This is a genomic window from Ligilactobacillus faecis (assembly GCF_029889745.1).
GTDB classification, from domain to species: Bacteria; Bacillota; Bacilli; order Lactobacillales; family Lactobacillaceae; genus Ligilactobacillus; species Ligilactobacillus faecis.
Map to the genome: position 1 here is coordinate 181,174 of NZ_CP123639.1, position 26,327 is coordinate 207,500.

At 38.3% G+C, this 26,327-nt stretch carries 20 protein-coding genes and 3 pseudogenes (1 of these 23 running past the window's edge); 9 read left to right on the forward strand and 14 right to left on the reverse strand.

The window, feature by feature from the left end:
• Window positions 1–40 precede the first annotated feature (40 nt).
• The 5 genes from glgA to QFX10_RS00950 all read right to left on the reverse strand — a co-directional run bounded on the left by glgA (window position 41) and on the right by QFX10_RS00950 (window position 6,321).
• Entirely contained in the window at window positions 41–1,474 is a 1,434-nt protein-coding gene (gene glgA / locus QFX10_RS00930) for a glycogen synthase GlgA (RefSeq protein WP_280606395.1), read from the reverse strand.
• Window positions 1,474–2,625, reverse strand: a complete 1,152-nt coding sequence (gene glgD / locus QFX10_RS00935) for a glucose-1-phosphate adenylyltransferase subunit GlgD (protein ID WP_280606396.1) — start codon at window positions 2,623–2,625, stop codon at window positions 1,474–1,476. Before glgD ends, glgA begins: the two co-directional genes overlap by 1 nt.
• A complete protein-coding gene (locus QFX10_RS00940) occupies window positions 2,615–3,757 on the reverse strand; it encodes a glucose-1-phosphate adenylyltransferase (protein ID WP_280606397.1) in 1,143 nt (380 codons plus the stop codon). The genes glgD and QFX10_RS00940 overlap by 11 nt, the downstream gene beginning before the upstream one ends.
• Window positions 3,754–5,745 carry a 1,4-alpha-glucan branching protein GlgB gene (glgB, locus tag QFX10_RS00945; RefSeq protein ID WP_280606398.1) on the reverse strand — a complete coding sequence of 664 codons (1,992 nt, stop codon included), beginning with the start codon at window positions 5,743–5,745 and terminating at the stop codon, window positions 3,754–3,756. Before glgB ends, QFX10_RS00940 begins: the two co-directional genes overlap by 4 nt.
• Before the next feature lie 267 nt (window positions 5,746–6,012).
• Window positions 6,013–6,321: a hypothetical protein gene (locus QFX10_RS00950; protein WP_280606399.1), complete on the reverse strand. Its 309-nt coding sequence runs from the start codon at window positions 6,319–6,321 to the stop codon at window positions 6,013–6,015.
• Window positions 6,322–7,036: 715 nt separating this feature from the next.
• Here QFX10_RS00950 and QFX10_RS00955 point away from each other — a divergent pair.
• Window positions 7,037–8,344 (forward strand): IS4 family transposase, encoded by a 1,308-nt coding sequence (locus QFX10_RS00955; RefSeq protein WP_280605492.1) that lies wholly within the window; start codon window positions 7,037–7,039, stop codon window positions 8,342–8,344.
• Window positions 8,345–8,508: 164 nt separating this feature from the next.
• Here the strand turns inward: QFX10_RS00955 and glmM are convergent, their stop codons facing one another.
• From glmM to cdaA, 3 genes are read right to left on the reverse strand one after another with little or no spacing between them, the layout of a single operon-like run.
• Entirely contained in the window at window positions 8,509–9,867 is a 1,359-nt protein-coding gene (gene glmM / locus QFX10_RS00960) for a phosphoglucosamine mutase (protein ID WP_280606400.1), read from the reverse strand.
• A gap of 43 nt (window positions 9,868–9,910) precedes the next feature.
• Complete coding sequence (locus tag QFX10_RS00965) at window positions 9,911–11,104, reverse strand: CdaR family protein (protein WP_280606401.1); 1,194 nt, start codon at window positions 11,102–11,104, stop codon at window positions 9,911–9,913.
• Complete coding sequence (cdaA, locus tag QFX10_RS00970; RefSeq protein ID WP_280606402.1) at window positions 11,101–11,946, reverse strand: diadenylate cyclase CdaA; 846 nt, start codon at window positions 11,944–11,946, stop codon at window positions 11,101–11,103. The genes QFX10_RS00965 and cdaA overlap by 4 nt, the downstream gene beginning before the upstream one ends.
• A 397-nt stretch (window positions 11,947–12,343) precedes the next feature.
• On the opposite strand from cdaA, the gene QFX10_RS00975 reads away from it, so the two are divergent.
• Together QFX10_RS00975 and QFX10_RS00980 are read left to right on the forward strand one after the other, a co-directional pair.
• Window positions 12,344–13,027 carry a DUF1361 domain-containing protein gene (locus tag QFX10_RS00975; protein ID WP_280606403.1) on the forward strand — a complete coding sequence of 228 codons (684 nt, stop codon included), beginning with the start codon at window positions 12,344–12,346 and terminating at the stop codon, window positions 13,025–13,027.
• A 120-nt stretch (window positions 13,028–13,147) separates the two neighbouring features.
• Window positions 13,148–14,563: pseudogene (locus QFX10_RS00980) on the forward strand (IS1182 family transposase).
• A 53-nt stretch (window positions 14,564–14,616) separates the two neighbouring features.
• Here the strand turns inward: QFX10_RS00980 and murB are convergent.
• Window positions 14,617–15,522, reverse strand: a complete 906-nt coding sequence (murB, locus tag QFX10_RS00985; protein WP_280606404.1) for a UDP-N-acetylmuramate dehydrogenase — start codon at window positions 15,520–15,522, stop codon at window positions 14,617–14,619.
• 121 nt (window positions 15,523–15,643) lie between these two features.
• On the opposite strand from murB, the gene QFX10_RS00990 reads away from it, so the two are divergent.
• Complete coding sequence (locus QFX10_RS00990; protein WP_280606405.1) at window positions 15,644–16,180, forward strand: 3'-5' exonuclease; 537 nt, start codon at window positions 15,644–15,646, stop codon at window positions 16,178–16,180.
• Between the two features lie 87 nt (window positions 16,181–16,267).
• Window positions 16,268–17,838: pseudogene (locus QFX10_RS00995) on the forward strand (IS3 family transposase).
• A gap of 58 nt (window positions 17,839–17,896) precedes the next feature.
• Here QFX10_RS00995 and tsaE read toward each other — a convergent pair.
• Genes tsaE through QFX10_RS01010 form a run of 3 tightly spaced genes read right to left on the reverse strand, consistent with a single transcriptional unit; the run spans window position 17,897 to window position 20,037 of the window.
• Window positions 17,897–18,352, reverse strand: coding sequence for a tRNA (adenosine(37)-N6)-threonylcarbamoyltransferase complex ATPase subunit type 1 TsaE (gene tsaE, locus QFX10_RS01000; RefSeq protein WP_280606406.1), 456 nt, complete (start codon window positions 18,350–18,352; stop codon window positions 17,897–17,899).
• A 1-nt stretch (window position 18,353) separates the two neighbouring features.
• Entirely contained in the window at window positions 18,354–19,331 is a 978-nt protein-coding gene (gene pta, locus QFX10_RS01005; protein WP_280606407.1) for a phosphate acetyltransferase, read from the reverse strand.
• Between the two features lie 16 nt (window positions 19,332–19,347).
• Window positions 19,348–20,037, reverse strand: a complete 690-nt coding sequence (locus QFX10_RS01010; protein WP_280606408.1) for a uracil-DNA glycosylase — start codon at window positions 20,035–20,037, stop codon at window positions 19,348–19,350.
• 130 nt (window positions 20,038–20,167) lie between these two features.
• Here QFX10_RS01010 and QFX10_RS01015 point away from each other — a divergent pair, with 130 nt between their 5' ends.
• Entirely contained in the window at window positions 20,168–21,034 is an 867-nt protein-coding gene (locus tag QFX10_RS01015) for a Cof-type HAD-IIB family hydrolase (RefSeq protein ID WP_280606409.1), read from the forward strand.
• A 32-nt stretch (window positions 21,035–21,066) separates the two neighbouring features.
• Window positions 21,067–21,579, forward strand: a complete 513-nt coding sequence (locus QFX10_RS01020; protein ID WP_280606410.1) for an LURP-one-related/scramblase family protein — start codon at window positions 21,067–21,069, stop codon at window positions 21,577–21,579.
• A gap of 78 nt (window positions 21,580–21,657) precedes the next feature.
• On the opposite strand, the gene QFX10_RS01025 is transcribed toward QFX10_RS01020, so the two are convergent.
• Window positions 21,658–23,304 carry a phosphoenolpyruvate carboxykinase (ATP) gene (locus tag QFX10_RS01025; RefSeq protein ID WP_280606411.1) on the reverse strand — a complete coding sequence of 549 codons (1,647 nt, stop codon included), beginning with the start codon at window positions 23,302–23,304 and terminating at the stop codon, window positions 21,658–21,660.
• A gap of 186 nt (window positions 23,305–23,490) precedes the next feature.
• Window positions 23,491–24,519, reverse strand: coding sequence for a YeiH family protein (locus QFX10_RS01030; protein WP_280607213.1), 1,029 nt, complete (start codon window positions 24,517–24,519; stop codon window positions 23,491–23,493).
• A gap of 568 nt (window positions 24,520–25,087) precedes the next feature.
• Here QFX10_RS01030 and QFX10_RS10935 point away from each other — a divergent pair.
• Together QFX10_RS10935 and QFX10_RS01035 are read left to right on the forward strand one after the other, a co-directional pair.
• A pseudogene (locus QFX10_RS10935) lies at window positions 25,088–25,234 on the forward strand (transposase); the annotation flags it as partial.
• Between the two features lie 136 nt (window positions 25,235–25,370).
• Window positions 25,371–26,327, forward strand: partial view of an ISL3 family transposase gene (locus QFX10_RS01035; protein ID WP_280606412.1) — the 5' portion only. It continues 405 nt past the right edge of the window; only the first 957 of its 1,362 coding nucleotides appear in the window; the start codon lies at window positions 25,371–25,373; the stop codon falls past the right edge of the window.

Below are 26,327 nucleotides of genomic sequence, written 5' to 3' on the forward strand. Positions count from 1 at the left end.
TCCCTTAATTAACACCGATAACTGAAATTTCCCCAGTGAGCTATCTTAAGATCTGCGTATATAGATCAAGATAATTTTGACTTGCACTATCCCAACTAAAATCAGATTCCATCGCAGTCTTGATCATCTTCTTCCAGACATTTTTGTTGTCATGGTAGACGCTCAAAGCTAATTTGATCTCTTCCATCATCCAAAATGAAGAAAATTCTTCAAAGCCAAAGCCAGTTCCGACTTGTTCGATCGGGTTATAAGCCCAGACGCTATCCCGCAACCCACCGATCTGATGAACGATCGGTAACGTTCCATAACGCATCGAGATCAATTGCGAAAGACCACATGGTTCAAAAGCCGATGGCATCAAAAACATGTCACACCCAGCATAGATCTGTTGGGCAAGATCGACATCAAAACTGATGCTGACACTACATTTATCTGGATAGCGCCCAGCAAAGTAGTTAAAATCATGCTCGAAATTTGGATAACCTGTTCCTAGTAAAATAAATTGGACATCAAATTGCATCAAATTAGCCATTTCTTCAACAACTAATTGAAAACCTTTTTGATAAGTCAAACGACTGACGACCCCGATCACCGGAACATCTTTTCTGACTGGTAAGCCAAATTTCTTTTGAAGTGCTGCTTTATTTTTAGCTTTGCCCTTTAAATTTTTAACATCGAATTTAAAAGGCAAGGCTGGATCTTTTTTAGGATCATAAGTCTCATAGTCGATCCCGTTTAAGATCCCCGATAATTTATAATCGACTGAACGTAAGATCGCATCCAATCCACAGCCATACTCAGGCGTTTGGATCTCACTAGCATAACTTGGACTGACAGTGTTGACTTTATCAGCGTAGTAGATCCCAGCTTTCATAAAATTAACGGCAGTCCCCATTTTGATCGTTCCATCGTCATAGCGCTCAGTTGACATTCCAAAAAGTTCAGGTAAGATCTCGCGCCCATATTGCCCTTGAAATTCCAAATTATGGATCGTCAACACAGTGGCAATATGGTTAAAAGCTTCGATCCAACCATATTTTTCACGTAATAAAAACGGAATAAAAGCCGTATGGTAATCGTTAACGTGTAAAATATCAGGAATGTAATTGATCCGCTCCATCAATTCGATGACAGCTTGTTGGAAAAAGGCAAAACGCTCGCCATCATCATAATATCCATAAAGCCCAGGCCGATCAAAATAATACTTATTATCTAAAAAATAATACGTCACGCCATCTAATTCCAAAGCTTTGACGCCACAATATTCTTTGCGCCACCCGACCGAAACATAGAAATTAAAAATATCAGTCAGCTTTTCTTGATATTTAGCTGGCATTTGCGTAAAGAAAGGTAAAACGACGCGAACTTCGTTACCTTTTTTAGCTAAACTTTTGGGCAAAGCCCCCGCCACATCACCTAAGCCACCTGTTTTAAAAAAGGGTGCACATTCAGCAGCGGTAAATAAGATCTTCACTATTTCTCCCCCCCATAAATATCAGCCACGACATGACTATCTTTAGTGATCACGATCGGTTTTTCTGGTGTCCCCATGATCGTCACTCCGGCTTCAACTTCAACATTTTTATCTAAGATCGCATATTTTAAAGTCGCTCCATGGCGGATCTTAGCATTACTCATCACGATCGAATTTTCGATACTTGCATCTTCTTCGACTATTGTTCGTCGTGAGATCAAACTATGATCAACTTTTCCTTTGATGATACACCCAGTCGCAAACTGACTTGAGTTGACTTCAGACGAATCGTAAAAGTGTGTCGCCACTTCATTTTTGGTTCGCGTGATCACACGTTGACTTGAAAAAAGAAGTGTATTGAAATTTTCTGGATCAAGCATATCCATATTGGCATCATAATAGCTCTTGATGTCATAAATATTGCTCAAGTAGCCTGTATACTCATAAGCCCGTGTATTGACCCGCGTCATCTCACGAGTCAAGAGCTCTTGCACACTTGCAGGCGCACCAGCATTTTGGCCTTTATTCAAAAGATCGATCAGCCAATCTGTCTTGACTAAAAAGATGCTCATCGATAAGTTATACAACGCCTGCTCACTGCGCTCTTCTCCATAAACTTCACTACTCAAAACTTTATTTTCGTCACTTAGTTCTAAAATATGGTCGTCAGATGCGATCTTTTCTTTTGGAACACGTTTAAAAACAACAGTGATCTCATTATCATGGGCTTCATGAACAGCTAAAACTGAACGAAGATCGATATTACACAACATCTTATTTCCAAAGAAGACAGTGTAGGCTGATTTTGACTTTTTCAAGAAGCCGATCATATCGCTAAAATATGGTTTACCATCAGCTTTTTTACGTAAAATATCTTGGTAAAAACCGAGATATTGGTAACTCCCGATACTATCAAGTCCCCACTCACGACCACCACCTAAATGATCAAATACCGATTTGACCCGACCTTCGTTTAAGATCATATAAACAGTCCTGATATTAGCATTAACTGCACTTGAAAGCGCAAAATCCATTACTCGATACTTACAATCAAAATACAGAGTCGAAAGTGGTCGATTGGCGGTCAAAGGCAGTAAACCATTATACTCATGTTCATTTCCTAAAATCGCACACATCTTATTAGCCTTCATTGATCGTCACCCCTAATACTTCTGAATTACCTACAACTGCGATCTCTTCTGTCCCATCGATCACCGCTCCATCACCGATGATCGCATTTTCACCAATGATCGCCCGTTTGATCGTCACATTTTTACCGATCGAAGCACCTGTCATCACAACGCTATCTTCGATCACGCTGCCTTCTTTAACTTGAACGTTAGCCGCTAAAATACTATGTTCAACATCACCTGCAATAAAGCACCCATCTACGATCATTGAATTATTGACCCGGGCACTATCAGTGATAAATTGTGGAGGGGCGATCGGATTTTTAGAATAGATCGGCCAAGTCTTATCACGAATATCAAGGTCACCTTCATTATCGATGAATTCCATATTCGTACTCCATAAAGATTCGATCGTTCCTACATCTTTCCAATAACCCGAGAAATGGTAGGCATGCACATTATCGCCGCTCTTGATATAAAATGGGATCACATTTTTACCAAAGTCATACATATCGACATCTTTTTTGAAACTATTCATCAAAACATCACGCAAGCGTGACCACGTGAAGATATAGATCCCCATCGAAGCATGATTGCTTTTTGGTTCAGCTGGTTTTTCTTCAAACTCGATGATCCGATCATTTTCATCGGTATTCATGATCCCAAACCGACTTGCTTCATCCCAAGGAACATCGATCACGGCTACGCTTAAGGCAGCATGATTTTTGATATGTTGCGCTAACATATCTTCATAATCCATCTTGTAGATATGATCGCCAGATAAAACTAAAAGATATTCTGGATCCATCGAATCGATATAGTCGATATTTTGGTAGATCGCATGTGAAGTTCCTTCAAACCACTTGGAACCTTCATTATTTGAATATGGTTGTAAGATCGTGACCCCCGAATCGAGCCGATCTAACCCCCAACTAGCACCATTTCCGATATGATTATTTAAGATCAACGGTTGGTATTGCGTCACAACACCGATATTTTTGATCCCCGAATTGACACAATTACTAAGTGTAAAATCAATGATCCGATAGCGTCCCCCAAATGGTACTGCAGGTTTAGCAATATTTTGTGTTAGTTTACCTAGCCGTGTCCCTTTTCCCCCGGCTAAGATCATCGCTAGCATTTCGTTTTTCATTTATTCTTGGACTTTTTGTCCTTTCCCTCCTTACCAGGTTTGCGCTTAGTTTCTGTCGTTTTTGGCATAGTTTCTTTAGTTGGTTTTAAGTACTTATGATTCTTATAGCGTAGATTGATCTCTTCTGGTTTTAAGATCAAAACACCTAAAGCTGGAACTGTTATTTTGATAACTTGATCGTAATTTTTAAAGATCTTTTCCTTTGTTTGGCTAAGTGGATTATGTTTCGTCCAAGTTCCCCCGAATTCTTCCATCTCTGTATTCCAAACTTCGCGATAAGTTCCAGGATAAGGGACTCCGATCTCAAAATCTTTTTGTTCAAGCGTCGTTAAATTCATGATCACAATAACAAAATCTTTTTTGCGTTTGCCATGACGAATAAAACTCAAGATCGTTTGATCACGATTATTAGCATCGATCACTTCGAGACTCTCTTCACGATCCTCTAATTCCCATAAAGAACGATTCTGTTGATAAAATTCATTTAATTTAGCTGTAAAGTGTTGCATTTTTTGGTTGAATTCATCGTCTAAGTTATCCCAAGTCAACCCTTCATAGTAACGCCACTCAATAAATTGTCCAAATTCGCCCCCCATAAAGAGCAATTTCTTACCAGGGTGGGTGATCTGATAAGTCAATAGATTTCTCAGCTGGGCAAATTGTTTATAGCGGTCGCCCCACATCTTATGCAATAGACTCTTTTTTCCGTGCACGACTTCATCATGCGAGAGCGGTAAAATGTAGTTTTCTGAAAGACGATACATCCAAGAAAATGTCAACATATCTAGATGGTCTCCTCGAAAGAGAGGATCCATTTGGTAGAAGTTCAAGACATCATTCATCCAACCCATATTCCATTTATAGTCAAAACCAAGGGAATCTTCTTCCAACATCCCAGTGACTTTTGTTCCGGCCGAACTTTCTTCAGCGATCAAGATCGTTTTTGGATGGGCAAACTTGACTTCTTTATTTAATTTACGTAGGAAGTGCCACCCTTCAAGATTACGATTGCCCCCATATATATTGGGTTTCCATGGACCCTCATCATAATCAAGGTAGATCATATTGGAAACAGCATCTACTCGCAATCCATCTAAATGGAAAGTCTCGATCCAAAAGAAGGCACTTGAAAGTAGGAATGATTGGACTTCTGGTTTACCAAGATCAAAATTTTGCGATCCCCAACCGATGTTTCGCGCCCGGTCAGGGTCTTCATATTCAAAAGTCGGAGTCCCATCATAATAAGGCAAAGTATCATCATTGATGCAAAAATGTCCTGGGACCCAATCAACGATCACTCCGATATTTTCTTTATGACATTCATCAACAAATTGTTGAAATTCTTCGGGAGTGCCATAAGCTGAACTGACAGCAAAATAACCGATCAACTGATACCCCCACGAAGCATCGAGCGGATGCTCCATCAATGGCATAAATTCAACATGCGTATAATTCATCTTCTTTAGATATGGGATCAGTTCACGACTAAGGTCAGCTAAACTGTAGGGTGTCTTATCAGCATGTTCTTTCCATGACCCAGGATGAATCTCATAAATGTTCATTGGACGTTCAAAATAATTCAAACGTTTATGTCTCCCACGCCAAAGCCCATCGTGCCACTTATATTCAGGAATCTCATAGATGATCGAAGCGTCATTTGGGCGCTGTTCAAAACGAAAGGCAAACGGGTCGATCTTATAGACGATCCGTCCATCATATTGTTTGACTTTATATTTATACATTTGCCCTTTTTTAGCAGTTGGAGCAGTTATCGTCCAGATACCGTGCTCACCTAAAGTCATCGGGAGATCATCTTCCCAATCATTAAAATCACCTACAAGCCAGATCTTCTGTGCCTTTGGTGCCCAGACCCGAAAAGTGTAGCCTGCCTTTTTAGCTGGATGAACTCCTAAAAAATTTTGGGCATGAAAGTTTTCCCCTTTAGCAAACGTTTCCATTTCAAGGGGTAGATTTAAACCAGTGGGCATCCTCTTTCCTCCTTATCAAAATAATTAACACATATCCTATGTATATAATAACATATTAATGTAATAATGATTAGAATTACACTCTTTTATTTCCCATAACTTTTTAAAAAATTTTCTAAATCATCTTTAGAAAAAATTTTAATTATCAGAGGTGTAATCGTTTGCTTTAACCGTTACCAAGTTGTATAATTATATTTTAATTTTCTCTCTAAAAATACTTCTCATAAAAAATAGCGATCCCGCTCTAATAAAACGGGATCGCTATTTTTATGCAATATGATTTTCACGTAAGATCGCGTCAACGATCGTTTGGATCTCAGGGGGTTTGACCCATTCTTCAAAATGATCGAAATCTTCAGCTGGCATAACAAAATTTTCATTGATATACTTCTCATATTTGATCAAGTTACTTGAACGTGGAATATTCAACTGCAAGATCCGAACTTCTTTGATAAATCCTCTAACGGCCGCTAATTCAGCCCGTCCATTTTGAGGGATATTTGAGATCTCATAATACTTTGAGCCATCATTACGCGTGATCTCTTCGATCAAATTCAACGTTTCATTACTCTTCAAAGCTTCTACTTTCTAGTATCAAAGAGATACTAGCTCGCTCCTTTCATATTGTAAAAGAACACTTCTTATAAAATATTCCTCATTGAATACATTATAACATCGTGGCTTTTCAACAACAAAAACAGTTGTAGCTTCTAGGGAGGCTACAACTGTGGCATAAGAGAGAAAGAGAATTGATTAGAAGGTAAATAATACTATTACCTTACCCCTTAAAGATACCTTATGCTGTAAGCGTTGTCAATATTTTTGATTTGACTACTAAAGCAGCCCTAAGCATTATATAATAAAAATAACATTTAGAAAGTGAGGTCTTTGCGATGATCAATTACCGCCAATTCAAAGTTAGCCTTTTTCTGGGATTACTCATCTCACTCATCAAACTTGTTTTTATTCTCTCAACTCAAGATGCAACGACTCAAGCATCTTTAAAGACTGTCTCGCTTCTCTTACATACTGATGTTTGGTTTGCCCCTTTAGGCTTAGCTTTTCTCTATTTTCTCATGGTCACGAGCACCATCTATTTAGTTTTTCGCGTGATCAACTATAGCTTAAAGTTATTCTATCGTTTGAGCAATTAAAAAAGAGGCTGCTTGCTGCCCAATGTCATTAAGTTAAGAGAGCTTGTATCAAATTTCAATTTAGAAATTTGATACAAGCTCTCTTTTTTGACATCTATGACGTTAATAGAGATTATTAATGTACGGAGGTGAGCATTATGAATATAGCACAACTGAAAAAGTTATTTTTAACTACCCTTGACTCGATCGACCAAGAAAAAGAAAAATATGTTGTCGATCCCAAACGTGATTTTATACGTCAGAGAAAACTTGTTTTTAAAGACACGCTACTTTATATTCTATCAATGGGTGGCGGGACTATTCTAAGTGAATTATCACAACTAACAGGAGGTATACCGGAACTCACTGTTTCAGCTTTTACACAACAAAGATATAAAGTAAAAGCTGAGGCGTTTAAAAAATTCTTCCATCTGTTTTCCGATCGATTATCACAAAACACTCAAAGTCAAATCAGGATCCTAGCTATCGATGGCTCTAGTATTCATATCCCAACTGATCCAACTGATAAAAGCTCTTATTTTCCATCTCCAAATGGTCGCAAAGCTTATAATTTACTTCACCTTAACGCACTCTTTGACTTAGACAAACAAATTTATACAGATGTGATCGTCCAAAAAGGTATGGATAATGAGCGCAATGCCTTGAATAAAATGATCGCTCGTTCTAAAATCCCTAAGGCGCTCATTATTGGCGATAGAGGATATGAATCTTATAATACCTTAGCGCACATCCAAGAAAAAGGTTGGTCTTTCTTGATCAGAGTACGAAACAACAATGGCGTGATCAGTGGAATAGCACTTCCAGATGAACGCCAATTCGATAAACATTTCACACTAAAATTAACACGTAAACAAACTAGAGAAACTAAGGAATTATTTAGAGAACGTAATTCTTATAGATTTATACCGGCCAATGTGACCTTCGATTTTTTATCACAAAAAACCAAGAAAGCTGACCCAACTGAATTTTATTCACTTGAATTTAGAATAGTACGTTTTTCTGTATCCGAAGACAAGGATGTGACTGTAGTAACTAATCTAAATCAAAGTTCATATCCAGCTTGGAAACTAAAAAAGCTTTACCATTTACGTTGGGGGATAGAAACAGCATTCAGGACATTGAAACATACCTTGGGATTATTGAACTTTCACGCTAAAAAAATAGTGGGGATCCTTCAAGAGATCTACGCTAAACTTATAGTGTACAATTTCACCCAAATGATCATAGATCATGTATCACTCCAAGAAAAGGCTCGATCATATCAATATAAAGTTAATTTTACAGTCGCTGTGAGACTGTGTAGATCTTTTATTAGAGGAAAATCCCCACCAAAACGGTTAGAATCCTATATTTCTAAAAATATTCTTCCAATCAGGAATGGTCGGCATTATAAAAGATCATCCAGCAGAAGAAAAGCATCAGGATTCAACTACAGAATAACATAAAAGAACGTGCTGATAAAAAAATTTGATTAACTATCAGCTTATTTGTCGTGATAAAAAGAGATCAGATAACTACAAAATATGTTTCTGATCTCTTTTTCAATATCTAATCTTTAGTACTGTAGGCTTAACTTAATGACATTGTGCTTGCTGCAGTCTCTTTTTTACTATTCTTCTACACCCATACGGTCTTTTACGACAGTTACGATCTGCATGACGTAATCATGGACTAATTCTTTAGTTGGTGCTTCAGCCATGACCCGTAACAGATCTTCGGTCCCACTTGGTCGAACTAGGACCCGTCCTTCTGTCCCCATTTTTTCTTCAACAGCTGCGATCACAGCTTTGATCTCAGGATCGTCTAAAGCAGCTTTTTTATCAGTGACCCGAACATTGATCAATTCTTGCGGATAAGTCGTCACTTCAGCTGCTAATTCAGAGAGTGGTTTACCAGTCTGCTTGATCACATTCAATAGTTGTAAAGCAGTCAACATCCCGTCACCTGTCGTATTGAAATCTAAGAAGACTACATGTCCAGACTGTTCTCCTCCGACATTATAGCCACTTTTACGCATTTCTTCAACAACATAGCGATCACCGACTTTTGTTTTGACAGATGTTAGCTCATGCCGCTCCATCGCTTTATAAAGTCCGATGTTACTCATGACTGTCGTTACGATCGTATCTTTTTTCAACCGTCCTCGTTCACTCATGTATTTGCCACAAATATACATGATCTTGTCACCATCAATAATATTTCCAAGCTCATCGACTGCAATACAACGATCACCGTCACCATCAAAAGCAACTCCGACTTGTGCTTTTTTGTCTAAAACAAATTTAGCCAAAGCTTCTGGGTGCGTTGAACCGACATCTTTATTGATATTCAATCCGTCTGGCGTTGTTGCCATCGTTTCAAATTCAGCTCCTAGATCAGCAAAAAGGCGCGACACTAAGGCACTCGTCGCACCATTTGCACCATCGACTGCGATCCGTAATCCACTAAGATCATCTGGGATCGTTTGTTCTAAAAATTGGGTATACTTCAAAGCACCTTCACGATAGTTATTTAAAGTCCCTAAACCTTCAGCTGCTGGCCGTGGTAGCGTATCTTCTGGTTGTTCGAGCAAAGCTTCGATCTCAGCTTCTTGGTCATCTGATAGTTTGTAGCCATCACCACCAAAGAATTTGATCCCGTTATCTTGCACAGGATTGTGTGATGCTGAGATCATGACCCCTGCATCTGCATCTTGCAAACGTACAAGATAGGCCACACCTGGCGTTGTGATCACACCAAGAGAGAAAACTTCGATCCCCACAGATAGCAGACCAGCGATCAAGGCTTGTTCTAGCATCTGGCCTGAGATCCGAGTATCTCGTGCTACCAAGACTCGTGGAGCTTGATCGCTCTTTTTAGCATGTTGCGTCAACACATAACCACCACAACGTCCTAATTTAAAAGCTAACTCTGGCGTTAATGTTTGGTTAGCTACGCCTCTGACACCATCTGTTCCAAAGTATTTCATCTTATGAATCCTCATTTCTTTTTTATCCTATCTGATTATACCGCTAATTTGCTTTATCAGTAACCGAGCTAGACAAACTTTCCGTACTTTCTGTACTTTGTTCAGTCGAACTGACTCGGCTATTTTCCGTTTCGCTTTGTACTTCTGAGCTACTTTTAGCGGTCGAACTTGCACTTGAACTCGTAGCTTTTTCTGAGCTACTCGAGCGTTGTAGTGCCTCTGTCTCATTTGAATCTATTGCTTGTGTTCCTGAATTCTCTTCAGTTTCCGAAACCGTGATCATTACTTGGATCGTAGCAGGCGAAACAGCCGCGATCCCACTTTTATTTGGACTCAATTCGACTGTTTTAGTCGTCGAGCTATTGACTCCCGCAACTGAAACAGGTACGGCAAAAGTTTTGATCCGACTTAAGGCAGAACGCGTACCACGTAAAGTGACCGTTTTTGTCTCTGTCGATAAAGTATACGTTTTCCCAGGAACACCATTGTTTTCTTTTGTCAATTCAAGCTTGACCTCTTTTGTTGCAGTCGCTTCACTGATCGGTAGGTTTACTTTGACCGTTTCTGGTGAAAGCGAAACGTTCAAAGGTGTGCCTTTTTTATCTAAAGCTTGCAATAAAACAGTTCGACTATAAGCCTCACGAATATTTGTTGGTAGGTTCAAATTTGCAACGACACTTTCGACTCGATCAACATCACTCTTAGCGCCAGTGATCTCGACTGTTTGTTGACTCATCAAAGGATCACCAGCCACATGGTCTTTAGCGATCTGTCCACTATCATAGCGGACTTGGATCGGAAATTTAGCTGTTTTTTTAGTGGCGATCTTGACTTTGATCGTCTCAGGTGCCAATGCAACACTCAACTCTTTATTGAAGCCACTAGTCTTTAACTTGACTTTATGTGTTCCTGGCCCTAACTCCGAAAGATCAGCGTAGATCTCGAAATTACGGGTATTTTCAAGCGCAGTCACTAACGCGTTAGGACCTGTAACTTGAACTTTGACTTTTTCAGGATAGCCAGAAACATAATATTTATTACTATCAAAATTTAACGTCAATGGCACTTTGAGCGTTAAGCTTTTATTATTGATCAAACTCGAATCAGCGACCTCTTTTTCTGAAACTCGTGTTGAACCCAAACGTTGATAACTAACATAAAAGAAGAGCAATAAGGCAAAGACCAGCGATAGCAAGCGATACATCGCTTTTGTGTTCCAAAATTTTGTCGGTCTCAATGCTTGCGACCTCCTTTATTGAAAAAACTAGTCAAAAAGCGGGTAAAGACACTATTTTTTTCTTCAGTCTTCGGTACAAGGTCATTATATAATAGTTTTAAATAGTCTTGTTGGTCAAGGTCGCGGATCAATTCATTATTTTTTGTGATCGTTACCCCACCTGTTTCTTCAGAAACTACGATCGTCAACGCATCAGTTACTTCACTGATCCCGACTGCGGCACGATGTCTTGTTCCTAGTTCTTTTGGGATCAAGTTACTTTCTGATAAAGGTAAGTAAGCAGCTGCAACTGCGATCTTATTATCTTTGATAATAACAGCTCCATCATGTAGAGGCGTATTCGGGATAAAGATATTGATCAAGAGTGCGCCTGTCACATCAGCATCTAATTTGATCCCCGTTTCGATATAATCGTCCAAGCCTGTATTCATCTGGATCGTGATCAAAGCACCGATCCGACGCTTCGACATATATTGGATCGCCTGATCTAATGCCTTAACAAGTTGGATCTCAGCCTCATTTTCTTTTTTATTATAGACGGTAAAGAGCGATCCTCGCCCTAAATGTTCTAAACCACGTCTGATCTCAGGTTGAAAGATCACGATGATCGCAATGATACCCCAATTTATCACCTGATCCATGATCCAAGAAACTGTTTCTAAGCCTACATACCAACTGATCAACTTGATCACGATGATCACAACGATCCCGCGAAAAAGTTGAACTGCTTTTGTTCCGCGTAAAAGCATCATCAACATGTAGATCACATACCAAACAGCCAGAATATCTAAAAGCCGGATAAAATTTTGCCATGAAAAAAGACTGTTCCAGTCAAAAGCCATAATCTTCGACTATACAAAATATGGAAACATCTAAACTTTTACGATGCTTAGAAAGAAATATAGCTTTTCCTTTCTTAAGTTTATTTATGTTTTAACGCCAGTTTGACTGACCTCTATAACTCCATCCCTTTTACTATTACTGGATAACAGCGCTAGCGAGATGGGGCGATATCCACCCCATATTTTATCTTTCTAGTAAATATCACCAACACATCAACTTGCCTTTTTTCACGCGCTCCCCTCTATTTGATCTATTTCTATATTATAGCACGCTTCGTTCAGAATGTTTTTTTTTAAAAAAAGACTAACTGCTTAAAAAAATTCTAAATAATCGTAATTGTTATTCATTTCTATCTTTTTTTGCTACAATTAAATCAATATTGGTAGGTGATGTTTTATGTCGAAAAAATTACAATGGATCGTTCGAGTCACTTTTTGGATCTATCTCCTTTACATCTACATAACGGTCTATCGTCAAGGATCTTTCTATAGTTTTTTATTGCTCAATACTTTTCTTGGCTATCTACCGATCGAGATCGCTTTACATTTAAAAGCTACGCAATCAAAATTGATCTATTGGGGGTTATTTGTCCTTTGGTTGCTTTTTTATCCTAACGCACCTTACGTGATCACCGATCTTTTCCACTTAGCCCGAATGGATCCGTATAATCCAGCAAACGGTTTGATGAGCTTTGACTTACATATGTGGTTGAATTTCACAAATCTTGTTGCCAGTGCTTTTGGCTGTGCTTTGATGGGGATCTGGAGCTTAGAGTATGTTGCACAAACGCTTCAAAAAAGATTCCGACTTCTAGGCTGGCCTTATCGTACGCTACTAGTTGTGTTCTTAACACTAGCATCTTCGATCGGGATCTATGTTGGACGTTTTTTACGGCTTCATACGGCATATCTTTTCTTTGAACCAGATGCTGTGATCAAACAATTGCTTGAGATGTGGAATCCTCGCATGTTGATCTTTGTCACTTTCATGACGATCATTCAACTCATCATCTGGGCAGCACTTGTGATCGGACGTGAATTGATCGGCAACTACGATAAGTCAGAAAAATTACTCAAATAAAAAAACTTTTTATATCAAAAATGATATAAAAAGTTTCAGAATGTAGACTAAGTCATCAGAGTATGTGCTCTGGTGACTTTTTTTGTATAATTAAAGAAAACGATTACGGAGGTATTTGTCATGCTTCGCAAGAGTGATCCCAATCTCAAACGCCGTGAATATGCTCGTACTTCTCTAGATGATTTGGTCCCAAAAGATCATTTACTCCGTAAAATTGATCAAATTATTGATTTCTCTTTTATTTATGATCTTGTCGAAGATTCCTATTGTAAAAATAATGGCCGTCCCAGTCTTGATCCTGTATTACTCATAAAGATTCCTTTGATTCAAAATCTATTTGGTATTCGTTCTATGCGTCAAACGATCAAAGAAATTCAAGTTAATGTCGCTTATCGATGGTTTCTAGGACTGGGTTTAAATGATCCTGTTCCTCATTTCTCTACTTACGGTAAAAACTATAAAAGAAGATTTGCTGAAAATCATGTAATAGAAGCCATTTTTGCTCATATCTTGAAACTCTGCTTAGAAAATGATCTTATCGACACAACTGATATTTTTATTGATGGAACTCATTTGAAAGCTGCTGCTAACAGCCGTAAATATACTACTGAAGTTATTGAAACTAAGTCAAAATTTATGAGTGAAGATCTCGAAAAAGAAATAAATGTAGATAGAGCTAAACATCAAAAGAAACCCTTAAAAGAAGAAAAACCTAAAAAAAAACTAGACAAGTAAAAATATCTAAAACTGATCCTGATAGTGGATGGTTTCATAAGGGTGAACACAAACAGGTTTTTGCCTATAACGTTCAAGCTGCCTGTGATAAAAATGGGTGGCTCTTAGCTTATGTGGTCGGTGCGGGAAATATCCATGATACGCAACTTTTTCCTGAAATATTTGAAAAAGTACGGAAGTACGACCCACAATATATTATCGCTGATTCTGGCTATAAAACACCCACGATCGCACACTTTTTACTATCTCAAGGCATAATTCCCATTCTTCCTTATAAACGCCCAAGGGGCAAAGTTGGTACGCTTAGACCCAAAGATTTTGTTTATGATGAATATTATGATTGTTATTTATGTCCTGGCGATCAAATCTTAATGTACTCCACAACTAATCGAAGTGGTTATCGTGAATATAAAAGTGATCCTACAATCTGTGAAAAATGTCCTTTACTGCACAAATGTACACAAAGTAAAAATCATCAAAGAGTTATCGCTCGTCATGTTTGGCAAGATAGTATGGAAAAATGTGAGGATATCAGGCATCAAACTGGCTCAAAATTAAAGTATGAAGCGCGAAAGGAGACGATCGAAAGAAATTTTGGTTCGGCAAAAGAATATCACAACTTGAGATACGCCCGAGAAGTAGGAATTGATAAAATTCTAGCTCAAGTCGGGTTGATATTTGCGTGCCTAAATCTAAAAAAACTGGTAAAAATACTGGGGAAAAAACCTGTTATATTCGTATATTTCAAAGTATATAGTTATAAAAATACATAAAAAAACAAACTCTATCCGATTTGAATAGAGTTTGTCTACGTTCTGAAACTTTTTATATCAAAAATGATATAAAAAGTTTTTTTATTTGCCGTCTGTCCCGATGATCCGTACTTCAGTTTCCAATTTAACACCGAATTTTTCAAAAACGACCTGTTGAACGTGTTTGATCACGGCTAAGTAATCTGTAGCTGTTGCCGCACCAATATTTACGATAAAACCAGCATGTTTCTTAGAAACTTGTGCACCCCCGATCGTAAAACCTTGCAACCCAGAGTCATGGATCAATTTACCAGTAAAATGACCTACAGGCCGTTTAAAAACACTCCCACATGAAGGATATTCCAGCGGTTGTTTTGAAGCTCGCAAGAAATTCAACTCATCCATGCGCTCGCGAATCACTGTTTTATCCCCTTGTTTCAAGGCAAAAACAGCTTCTAACACGATATCATGTTCAGTTTGTAAACGACTGGTCCGATAACCAAACTCTAATTCTTCATTTGAATATTCTTTGATCTCACCTGTTGGCGTCAAAACTTTGACTTTAGCTAAAACATCTTTGATCTCACCATCATAGGCTCCAGCATTCATAAAAACTGCGCCCCCGATCGAACCTGGGATCCCGGCTGCAAACTCCAACCCCGTTAGGCCATGCTGATAGGCGATCTCAGTCGTTTCGATCAAAGACGCTCCAGCCGAAGCAAAAAGCAAGTCATTTTCGACCTTGACTTCAGCTAACTTCGTCAAAATGATAACTAGACCCCTGATCCCCCCATCTTTAACGATCAAATTGCTAGCATTGCCAATGATCGTTAACGGGAGTTCATTTTCTTTTGCAAAAAAGACAAGCGCTTGTGTTTCCGCAATATTTTTAGGAAAAGCGATCAGATCTGCCGGACCACCTGTTTTAGTATTTGTATAATGTGCTAACGGTTCATCTTTTAAAATCTCGATCTGAGGTAATTCATTTAAAATCTTGTCATCAATCATTATCTTATTTGCTTCCTTAAATTATCAATATATCTCTAATTTTAACATTTTTTACTTTGACTTGCGACTCTACTTGTTTTACGCTGAAAGTAAGTTTAATTATTTGAAAGGAAGGATCCACTTGAATTTCGTTGCGATCGATTTTGAAACTGCTAACGCTAAACGAAGTAGCGCTTGTTCCCTTGCTCTTACCGTCGTTAAAAATGATCAGATCGTCGATGAATTATATTCATTGATCGATCCCCAAATGAATTTTTCTCCTTTTAACACAAAGATCCACGGGATCACACCTGCTCAAGTAAAAAATGCACCGACTTTTGCTGAATTATGGCCACATATCCAAAGCTTTTTTACGCCAGAACAACTGGTGATCGCGCATAATGCTCCCTTTGATTGTAGTGTCTTGAAAAAAACATTGGAAGCTCATTCTTTAGAAGCGCCAAGTTTCTTAGTTTTAGATACAGTCAAAACAAGCCGCAATTTTTATCAAGATCTACCAGATCATAAATTAAATACTGTTTGTGCGCGTCTAGACATTGAATTGAAACATCACCATAATGCTCTAGCAGATAGTCATGCTTGTGCCCAGATCTTATTAAAACAAATGCAGGATTTTGGACCACAACAATTACGCCCTTTTATTCGTAAATATAATTGATAAAAAAGAGTCTAACAAGTGATATGATTCCCCTAGAGTGGACACGGAAATAATAAAGATTCTGTGATCACTCTAGGGGGATTTTTTATGTCTAGAAGAACTACTAAACATACACTTGAAGAAAGATACCAGGCAGTCTCCGAGTATCTTAGTGGACAATATAGTAAGTACTTTATCTGCCGGAAATATACCATTTCTAAAAATACATTTGATAATTGGATCAGAAAATACAAAGCTGGCGGTTTAGATGGCTTAAAAGAGTCTAGAACCTGGAAAGAATATTCAGTTGAATTAAAAACAACTGCGGTTCTAGAATATTTAGAAAATGGACGTTCACCAAAGAAAATTTGTGATAAATACAATATTTCGAGTGTTTCGGTTTTACGTAAATGGATCAACTTGTATACTAATGGAAAAGGCTTTAAAGCTACCATTGGAGGTCGTAATAGAATGAAACATGGACGTAAAACTACTTTTAAGGAACGGCTCGAAATAGTTCAGTATACACTTGCTAATAATAAGAATTATCACAAAGCGATCGATAAATATAATGTTTCTTATTCCCAAGTCTATAATTGGGTCAAAAAGTTTGAAGTAGATGGCGAAAAGGCATTATACGATAATCGTGGTAAAACAGTTAAAGATCGTGATTATAAGACTCTTTCTGAAACTGAGCGTCTCAAGCTTGAGATCCTACGTTTGAAAGAACGTAATAAATATCTAGAAGCAGAAAATATCGTTTTAAAAAAATTGGACGAACTCGAAAGGAGGAGATAAGCTTTATACCTAAAAATCTGCGTTTTAAAGCTATTCAGGAAGTTCTTAAAGAGTTTCCACAAATTGAACTCTGGATCCTTTGTGCGATCTTAAATGTATCGCGCTCAGGGTATTATCGTTATTTAACTGCTCCAAAATCACAATGTACTTTGGAAAATGAATGGTTAAGTGAGATCATAAAAAAAGAATTTCATGCTTTAAATGGAATTTACGGTTCTAGAAGAATGACTCTTCTTATCAATCGAAAGTATCAAAAACAATATAACTTCAAACGTATTCGTCGCTTAATGAGAGTCCTTGGTTTATATTCAGTAATTCGTCGCAAACGCCGAGGTTGTACTCGTTCAGAACATTTAAACTACGAAGAAAATACTTTAGGTCGTGATTTTTCCGCTACTAGACCTAATCAAAAGTGGGTGACTGATGTCACTTATTTAGAATATGGCTTAGGACAAAAAGCTTATTTAAGTGCGATCAAAGATCTATACGATGGATCTATCATAAGTTTTGAAATTAGTAAAAGAAATGATAATCGGCTTGTCATGAAGACTTTAGAAAAAGCATTCACGCATTTAAATGAAGCTAATCTACTTCTTCACAGTGATCGTGGATTTCAATATACTTCAAAGGAATATCTTCGGTTGACCTCAAGGCATGGTGTTACAAGAAGTATGTCTCGAGTGGGGAAATGTATCGATAACGCACCAATGGAAAGTTTTTGGAGTCATTTCAAGACAGAATGTTATTATTGGCTAAAATGTGAAACATATGGAGAACTTGTAGAAATGATCGAAAACTATATCAAGTTCTACAATACCCAACGTTACCAAATAAAACTAAACAGCCTGACTCCAGAAGAATACCGGAATCAGGCTGCCTAGAATTTTAATTATTTAGTTGTTCACTTGACGGGTCTCAGATCAAAGAGACTCTTTTTTACTATCTTAATTCTTCTAATAGCTTTTGATATTTTTTCCCGTGAGCCTCAAAGATCAATGTTCGTTTATCATCATTATCTGGATCTTTTTTTAGTTGGACTAAAAGATATTCACTTGGTAGTTCAGCTTGGATAAATTGTGACCATTCGACTACACTAACACCTGAACTGTTAAAATACTCTTCTAAGCCTAGATCGGCCCCACCTGTTTCTTCAAGGCGATAGACATCCATATGATATAATGGCAACCGCCCCATCGAATATTCACGGATCAAGGTAAATGTCGGACTTTTGATATTCCGAGTGATCCCTAATCCTTTGGCCAAGCCCTTGGTAAAAGTCGTTTTACCAGCCCCAAGATCTCCGTCAAGCAAAATAAGCTCGCCACCTTGTAAGCTCATGGCCAACTTTTCTCCAATAGCTATCGTTTCTGCTGCATCTGTTACTTCTACTTGCATTTTATTTACCACCTATCGCTTGCGCGGCCGTGATCAACGCAACTTTATAAACTTCTTCTTCATCACATCCCCGTGAAAGATCGGAAACTGGTTGGTTCAATCCTTGCAAGACTGGGCCGACTGCTTCAAAGCCTCCTAATCTTTGCGCGATCTTATAACCGATATTTCCCGATTGTAGTTCTGGGAAGATAAAAACATTTGCTTGCCCTGCGATCTGTGAGAGCGGGGCTTTTTTAGTTGCTACATCTGGCACAAAGGCAGCATCAAATTGTAGCTCGCCATCAAGCCGTTCTTCTGGGGCAAGTTCATGGGCTAGTTCAACTGCTTCTTTGACTTTATCGACCACTGGACTTTTAGCTGATCCTTTAGTTGAGAAACTCAAGAGCGCGATCCGCGGTTCAATATCAAATAGGCGCGCTGTCTTAGCACTTTCAAGGGCGATCTCAGCTAATTCTTTAGCTGAGGGGTCGATATTGATCGCACAATCTGCAAAAACATAACGCTCTTCGCCCCGAAGCATCACAAAAGCTCCACTTGTCCGACTTACATTTGGCTTTGTTTTGATGATCTGAAGCGCTGGACGTACTGTTTCACCGGTCGAATGGATCGCACCCGAGACCATTCCATCTGCTTGGCCTAAGTACACTAACATCGTTGCAAAATAGTTTACATCCGTCAGTAATTTTTGGGCCTCTTCTACAGTATTCTTGCCCTTGCGGCGTGTGACAAACGCTTGGATCATCTTGTCTTTTTCGCTAGTTGGATAAGTTTTTGGATCTAAGCAGATGACACCTGCTGGTACTTGCGCTCCATTTGTTTTTTCGATCATCGCTTTTTCACCTAAAATGATCGGCGTAAGTAATTTTTCTTTTGCTAAACGTACCGCTGCTCTAACGACACGCTGATCATTTCCTTCTGGGAAAACGATCGTCTTTTTTTGTTCTTTGACTTTAGTTTTTAAACTCGTCAATAGGTCCATTGTTTTTGCCCCCTTTTTAGCTCAAGCCCACTTCGATCGGTAACTGCCAATCGATCGGCTCTTCTCCCATTGCTTGTAAAGCTGTATTAGTTTTTGAAAATGGGCGCGACCCAAAGAACCCACGGCTTGCTGATAATGGGCTTGGATGCGCTGACATCAAGACGATATTTTTCTCTTGATCGATCAAAGAAAGTTTAGCTTGAGCTGCTTTGCCCCAGAGAATAAAGACAACCGGCATCTCTCGGGCCGACAGATGCTTGATCGCTGCATCTGTCAACTGCTCCCAGCCTTTCCCCCGATGTGAGAAAGCTTGCCCATCGCGCACTGTTAAAACAGAATTTAAAAGTAAAACACCTTGTTTGGCCCACTTTTCTAAATATCCATGCTTAACAGGCGCGATTCCAAGATCACTTTGCAGTTCTTTATAAATATTTTGTAAAGAAGGCGGAAGTGCTACACCTGGGCGAACAGAAAAACTCAAGCCATGCGCTTGCCCTGGTCCGTGATACGGATCTTGACCTAAAATAACAACTTTGACTTTCGAAAAAGGCGTCCACTCAAAAGCCTCAAAAATATGATACATATCGGGATGAATATCATAGTGACTATATTCGTATTTTAAAAAATCATGAAGTTTGGCGTAATAAGCCGTTTCAAATTCAGGCTCTAAAATTTGCTGCCAATCATTGTGGATCAGTTCTTTCACTAATATACACCTCCTAGTAATTTTACCATAACTTTGACACAATAACATATCTCTGAAACTGTGCAAGTGTAAAATAGATATGTTCATGTTAAAATAGAAAGTAATAGATAATTTAAGGTGGGATATGTTTATGGTTCAAATTATTGCATCCGATATGGATGGGACGCTCTTAAACGACAAAATGGTCATTTCGAAACGCAACGCAGATGCGGTCAAAAAAGCCCAAGCTCAAGGCGTACACTTTATCGTTTCAACTGGGAGAGCTTATGATGAAGTCAAACCTCTGATCACTGAAGCAGGTTTCAACTGTCCAATGATCACTTTGAACGGAGCATTTGTTTTAGATGAAAATGGTCAACAGATCAGTGCCGCTCCGATCCCTGATTCGATCGCTAAAAAGATCATGCTCGACCTCAAAAAAAGAGGCCTTTACTTTGAAGTTATCACAGCTAAAGGCGTTTGTTCTGATGACAAAGCTAAACGGATCGAAAACTTTGCTGAACTTTTAGCTAGCATCAGCCCAGATACTCCATATAAATTAGCAGTGACACTTGCTTCTGCTCGAATGGAATTGATGAACATCAATTACGTTGATAACTATTTAGACTTAGTTGATGATCCTCAAACGATCATTGGCAAGATCGTCGTCTTCAGTACAGAAGGGCAAAAAGTTCTCGGACCATTAAGAGAAGAACTTTCACAAAATGATAATTTAGTCGTAACTTCTTCTGGTGCACGTAATATCGAGATCAATCATGTCAATGCTCAAAAAGGTGTCGCTTTACAAGCTTATGCTGATAGCTTAAATATCCCTATGGACAATGTCATGGCGATCGGGGATAATAACAACGATGTTTCGATGTTAAAAGCTGCTGGGATCAGTTATGCGATGGGAAATGGTAGTGATGAAGTCAAACTTCTTGCTAAACATGTCACAGCACCTAATACGGAAGACGGAGCTGGGATCGCGATCGAAGAAGTCTTAGCTAAAAATTAAGCGACTTCACCAAAAAGTAGAGGTGCGTTCAAGTGCGTGAGCTATATACAAAAAGAACTGAGCTCTCCAACCGGGGCACAGTTAAGATCACCGATCGTTCAGGAAGACTTGTTTACTTTATCATTGGTAAATGGGGGCTCCATCCTAGCGTCTTATCTGTCTATGACGTTTCTGGCCCACTTTTGGCTGAGATCAAACAACGAAGTTTAGGGCTCTTCCCCAAATTTGATCTTTACGAGAATAAAAAACACGTTGGTTCTTTACGTCGTTATTATGGTATCAACCGCGAGATGCTCTTTGTCCGTGGCTTGAATTGGTTTATTATCGGAAACTTACTGACTTTCAATTACAAAGTGTACCATGGCAGAAAATGTATTATGACGATCTCAGAAGTACAGCTCACTACTGGCGCACGACTCGAATTTCATATTGAAAACCAAGCTGACGAACCGCTTTGCTTTTGTATTGCGGCGATTCTTGATTATTGGGCACGTTTAGATCTAAAAACAAAAGCTAAAGCCCCTTCACCCAGATTAGCATGGTAAAAAACGCTAGGGAACCTTTAACGGTACTCCCTAGCGTTTTTTGTCATAGTTATCTTGTTTTCTTAGCGACTGATTTTTCTAATTCAATTCTTTGATCAAGGCCTCTAACGTTAGTGAGATCTCATTTGGTAAAAGATCATGCGAGTGCTGTGCCTCATACTCTTTGACCCAATTTGCCCGGATCATCAAACGCTCTTTTAGACGTTGTACATAAGCTTGATCGGTAAAATCGACTGGATGCTCTGGAAGTTGCAAGTAACTCATTCCAACTAATGGCCCAAAATCTGACCATGTTATTGTTTCATTAGCAATATCCTCTAAGATCTTTAAGGTCGTCTCTTTTTTGATATCTTTCCCGTTAAATGACGCTGTATTAACGATATAACAAGCTGCTTTTTGCTTAGTAAAAAGTTCCTTGAAATCTTGATAATCTTCTGCTAACGGATATACTCTAAAGGGATCAGCAAATGGTTCGATCACAAGATCTTCTTGCTTTCCAATAACATTTTCTGCGGTCGAACGTTTAGTTGCCAAAGTTAAACCAAAAGTCGTTGCTAACACAGGATCATCTAACTTGACCACTGGTGGCAATGTATCATCTTTCATGATCCAAAAGATCGCATCCAACGCTTCGTCTTCTTTATCAACGCGATTTTTTGCTGAATATCTAGATTTGATCGTCCGCCCATTACCGTTACGCAGATCTTGAGTAACTAAAACTTTTTGGCCTTCTTCGTTTAACGTGACTCCGACGTTCATAACAGTTGTAAAATAAGTAGCCTCTTTTGAACCTGGAAGATAATCATTTGTTTTATCAAAATAAGCTGGTTCAAGCGCGATCGAACTCCCATTAGAACGATCAATAATAAAAGCATCGTCATGCAAAATAGTTACGGCTTCGAACTTTCCAGCATGCTTTGCATGTGTTAAAGTCGATTTTCCCGAGCCAGATAGACCATAAAAAGCAAAAACTTGATCTTTTTTGTCTTTAAAGTGAAAAGTTTTTTCGCCACCATGGCAAGCCGTATAACCGTTGCGATGTGCAGTAGCCCAAGCCAAAGTCAAAGTTGCTTTTTTTAATTCACCAAAATAGCGCAAACCTAAGATCGCAGCAACATTATGCTCAGGATCAAATAAAGCTAGACCATTTGGATAAGCAGCATTCTGCCACTCTGGATCACAGTATAGATAAATATCATCTTCTAGGTAGACTTTCGAAGCTTCGTAAAGCTTTTGGTATTCTTCGTTTAACGCTTGGAAATTCAGCAAATATGAAAGCATGTTGACTTCATAGCCTTTAGGTAACATCAAATGCGCTTTTAACATAAATTCTTTTGCTAGTCCTACGACTACTTCGGTTTTATAAAATGAGCGCATTTGCCCTTCATAAACAGCTTCACGTAAAACAGCCTCAAGTTCAGAGGTTTTAACGCCAGGGTCACCTAAGACTTGGCGGGCTGCAGCTGTCCGCCCAACTATTCGCCCATGATTGTCGACTAACATCTTAGCATTAGCTGGTAGCCCTAGTTCTTTTGTATGTATGATCGGTAGATCGGTCACGATCGTTTTTGGATTATCTTTTGCTAATTCGTAAGCCTTTTCAACTGTTGTGACCGCAGTAACGTTATTTCCGTAAAAAGCAGTTTCAACGATCGTTTTGGTTGTTGAAAAAAGCTTATTTTCTTTACGGATATCATTTTGTGCAAAATATTCTTGCGTACTCATCTCTATCACCCCATATTTATCATTAAAAATAAAGCACTTACATTATTTTTAGTTTAGCATATCTTAAATAAAAAAACTTGAATTTTAACTTCGCTGTACTCCCAATTTCTCCCCAAATGGCAATTTACGCAAAAAAATAAACCCTATCCTACAGAATAGAGTTTATCGCTTGTTAAAAATAAAATCTTAGAAGAACAATTTCCCGGCAGTGGCTGATAAGATCAATAGCACGACTGAAGAGATGAGTGCTGCACTAAAGACACTTTTACCACGTTTAGCGATCACATGGAAGTTAACTGACATCCCTAAAGCAGCCATCGCCATGCCTAAGAAGATATACGCAGCTTGCACAAGACCATCGATCAACACTGCTGGTAAAGGCAAGAACGTTCCGATGATACTTGAGATCAAGAATCCTAACATAAACCATGGGATCGGTAATTTATTCTTTTCATCGTTACTTTGTTGTAATTTACCTGTTTTAGCTAAATGTTTTTGATACCAGATCCCAATGATCAAAGCAACTGGTGCTAATAAGAGCACTCGTGATAATTTCATGATCAAAGCATCATCTAAGCTGATCGTTCCACCAGCACTTCCGGCTGCAACAGCATGTGCGATCTCATGGAGCGAACCACCTGCCATGATCCCAAACTGAGCATCTGTCATATGCAACAATGGTTTCAAACCGATCTCGATCAAGGTAAAGACTGTTCCCATCACACAAACAACTGCGATCGCTAAAACTTCATTTTCCCGTTTGATCTCTTCGTCAACACCATCATTTTTGATCTGTGGTGAGACACCCATTACGGCAGCGGCTCCACAAACACCACAACCAGCAGCCGTCAAGATCGAAAGATCACTTTCAGCCCCAAAACGGCGACACAGATAATACGTCAAATAGATCGTAACAGTCACTAAAAAGATCGCGATCAAGATCGTCTTGATCCCGGCATCCGCTAACTTCATCAAGTTGAGCCTAAAACCGAGTAAGATGATCCCTAAACGCAAAAATTTATTAGAAATAAACCCTACCCCTGGCTTAGAAGCTTCGATCCAAGTCGGCCGTACTTGTAAAGCCATCCCTAACAACAAAGCGATCACTAACGTACCGACCAAGTTCAAATACTTCACTTTAGCTAAAAGTACCCCTAATAAAGCACATGCTAAAGTCAAAACAGCTGCGTTCCAAAAAGAACGCGTTTTTAACATTTGCAATCAAATCACTCCTATGCATTATTTATTATTATATATATTAGAAAAATAAAATGACTTCATTGGACATATTCAGATATATCATTATTTATCCTTATTTGTTCAATAAATCACAATACTAACTCAACAATTAATATAATAGCTCATAACCACGATTTTTGCACTATAAATTCATACAACTTAAGCTAGCCTTAATATTTTATACAACATTCTTAACCCCACCAATATTTATTCATAATTTATTATCCGTTCGATCAGAAAAAAAGAATGATTTCATTGTGTGAAATTTAATTATATATCCTTTTTGTAAAGTAATTCACAATATATTTTGCTTTAAAATAAAAAGACTGAGCCATCGACTAATGTCATTAAGTTGAGAGGCCTAGACTTTTTGCTGTGTAAGGATAGGTCTGTTCATTACACAACTTTTTTGATATGGTATGTAAATAAAAGTTTTTACACAAAAAAGAGCCCTAAAGGCACCTTTTTCTCTATTAAAAAGTTTGGCGACATTATGACCTCATCATCTCTTATAAAGTTTTTCAAGCTACTATCAATTTCTTCCCTGACAGAGATCGATCGGAAGATCAAACAGATACAACGTACTGCCTATGGATATAGAAACTTTGATCATTTAAAAGCACGCATTTACCTTCAAACCTATCTTGGAAAAGATACAAGAAGTTCCGGCTCTATACTTTTTGCTGTGTAATGATAATCTGTTCATTACACAGCTTTTTTGATATGGTATGTAAATAAAAATTTTTACACAAAAAAAGAGCCATAACGGCACCTTTTTCTCTTGTGTATACAACCACGAAAACATCATTAGAAAGTATGGTGACATTATGACTTCTTTAAATTATACTACATATTCTGTTGATTCGATAGTTAAATCTTGTCTTGATATCAGTGATCCTCATCTTCACTTCTTTAATGAACCTTATGATGAAATGATCAATGGTATCTCTTATAAAGTTTTTCAAGCTACTATCAGTTTCTTGCCTCACGAATTAACGAACTTTCGTTGTAATAATTGTGGCTTTAACGCTTTTTACCGTAATGGTTACACTCCTAAACGACTCATCCGAATCCCAGCTGTCAACTCCACTCATCAAACTACTATCCAAGCTCGTTCAGCTCGCATTCGCTGTCGCAATTGTAATTCAACTATTTCTGCCAAAACTACGCTCTTACCCCAAAATTGTCAGATCTCTTATTCACTTAGAGCTAAGATCGCCACTAAACTAAGACATGACATTTCCGCTAAAACGATCGCTTATGAAGAAGGTGTTTCTACTTCGACCGTTAACCGTATGTTATCTCATACTCGTTCTGAATTTCGGAATAACTTCAATTTCTTGCCACTACATCTTTGCTTTGATGAATTTAGAGGTACTCACAATAGCTATCACTTTATCTGCCTTGATTCGGATAACCATGTTATCCAAACTATCTTACCTAATAGGTTTAAAGATACTATCATCAAGTATTTTATGAAATTCCCAGAATCCGTCAGACAGTTAGTGCGCACCATTAGTTGTGATCTAAACTCTTACTACGTTGATATTGCTAAAACTCTATTTCCTAATGCTAAGATCATCATTGATCGTTTTCATATCGTTCAAATGCTTAACCGAGCACTTAACTCTATGCGAACTGATTTGATGAATAACTTTGAACGTAGCTCTAAAAACTACAAACTATTTAAGCGTAATTGGAAATTATTCTTAAAACGCTATGACGACCTAGATTGTACTCATCAATTTTATGAACGCTCACTAAAAATTTGGACTACTTCAGAG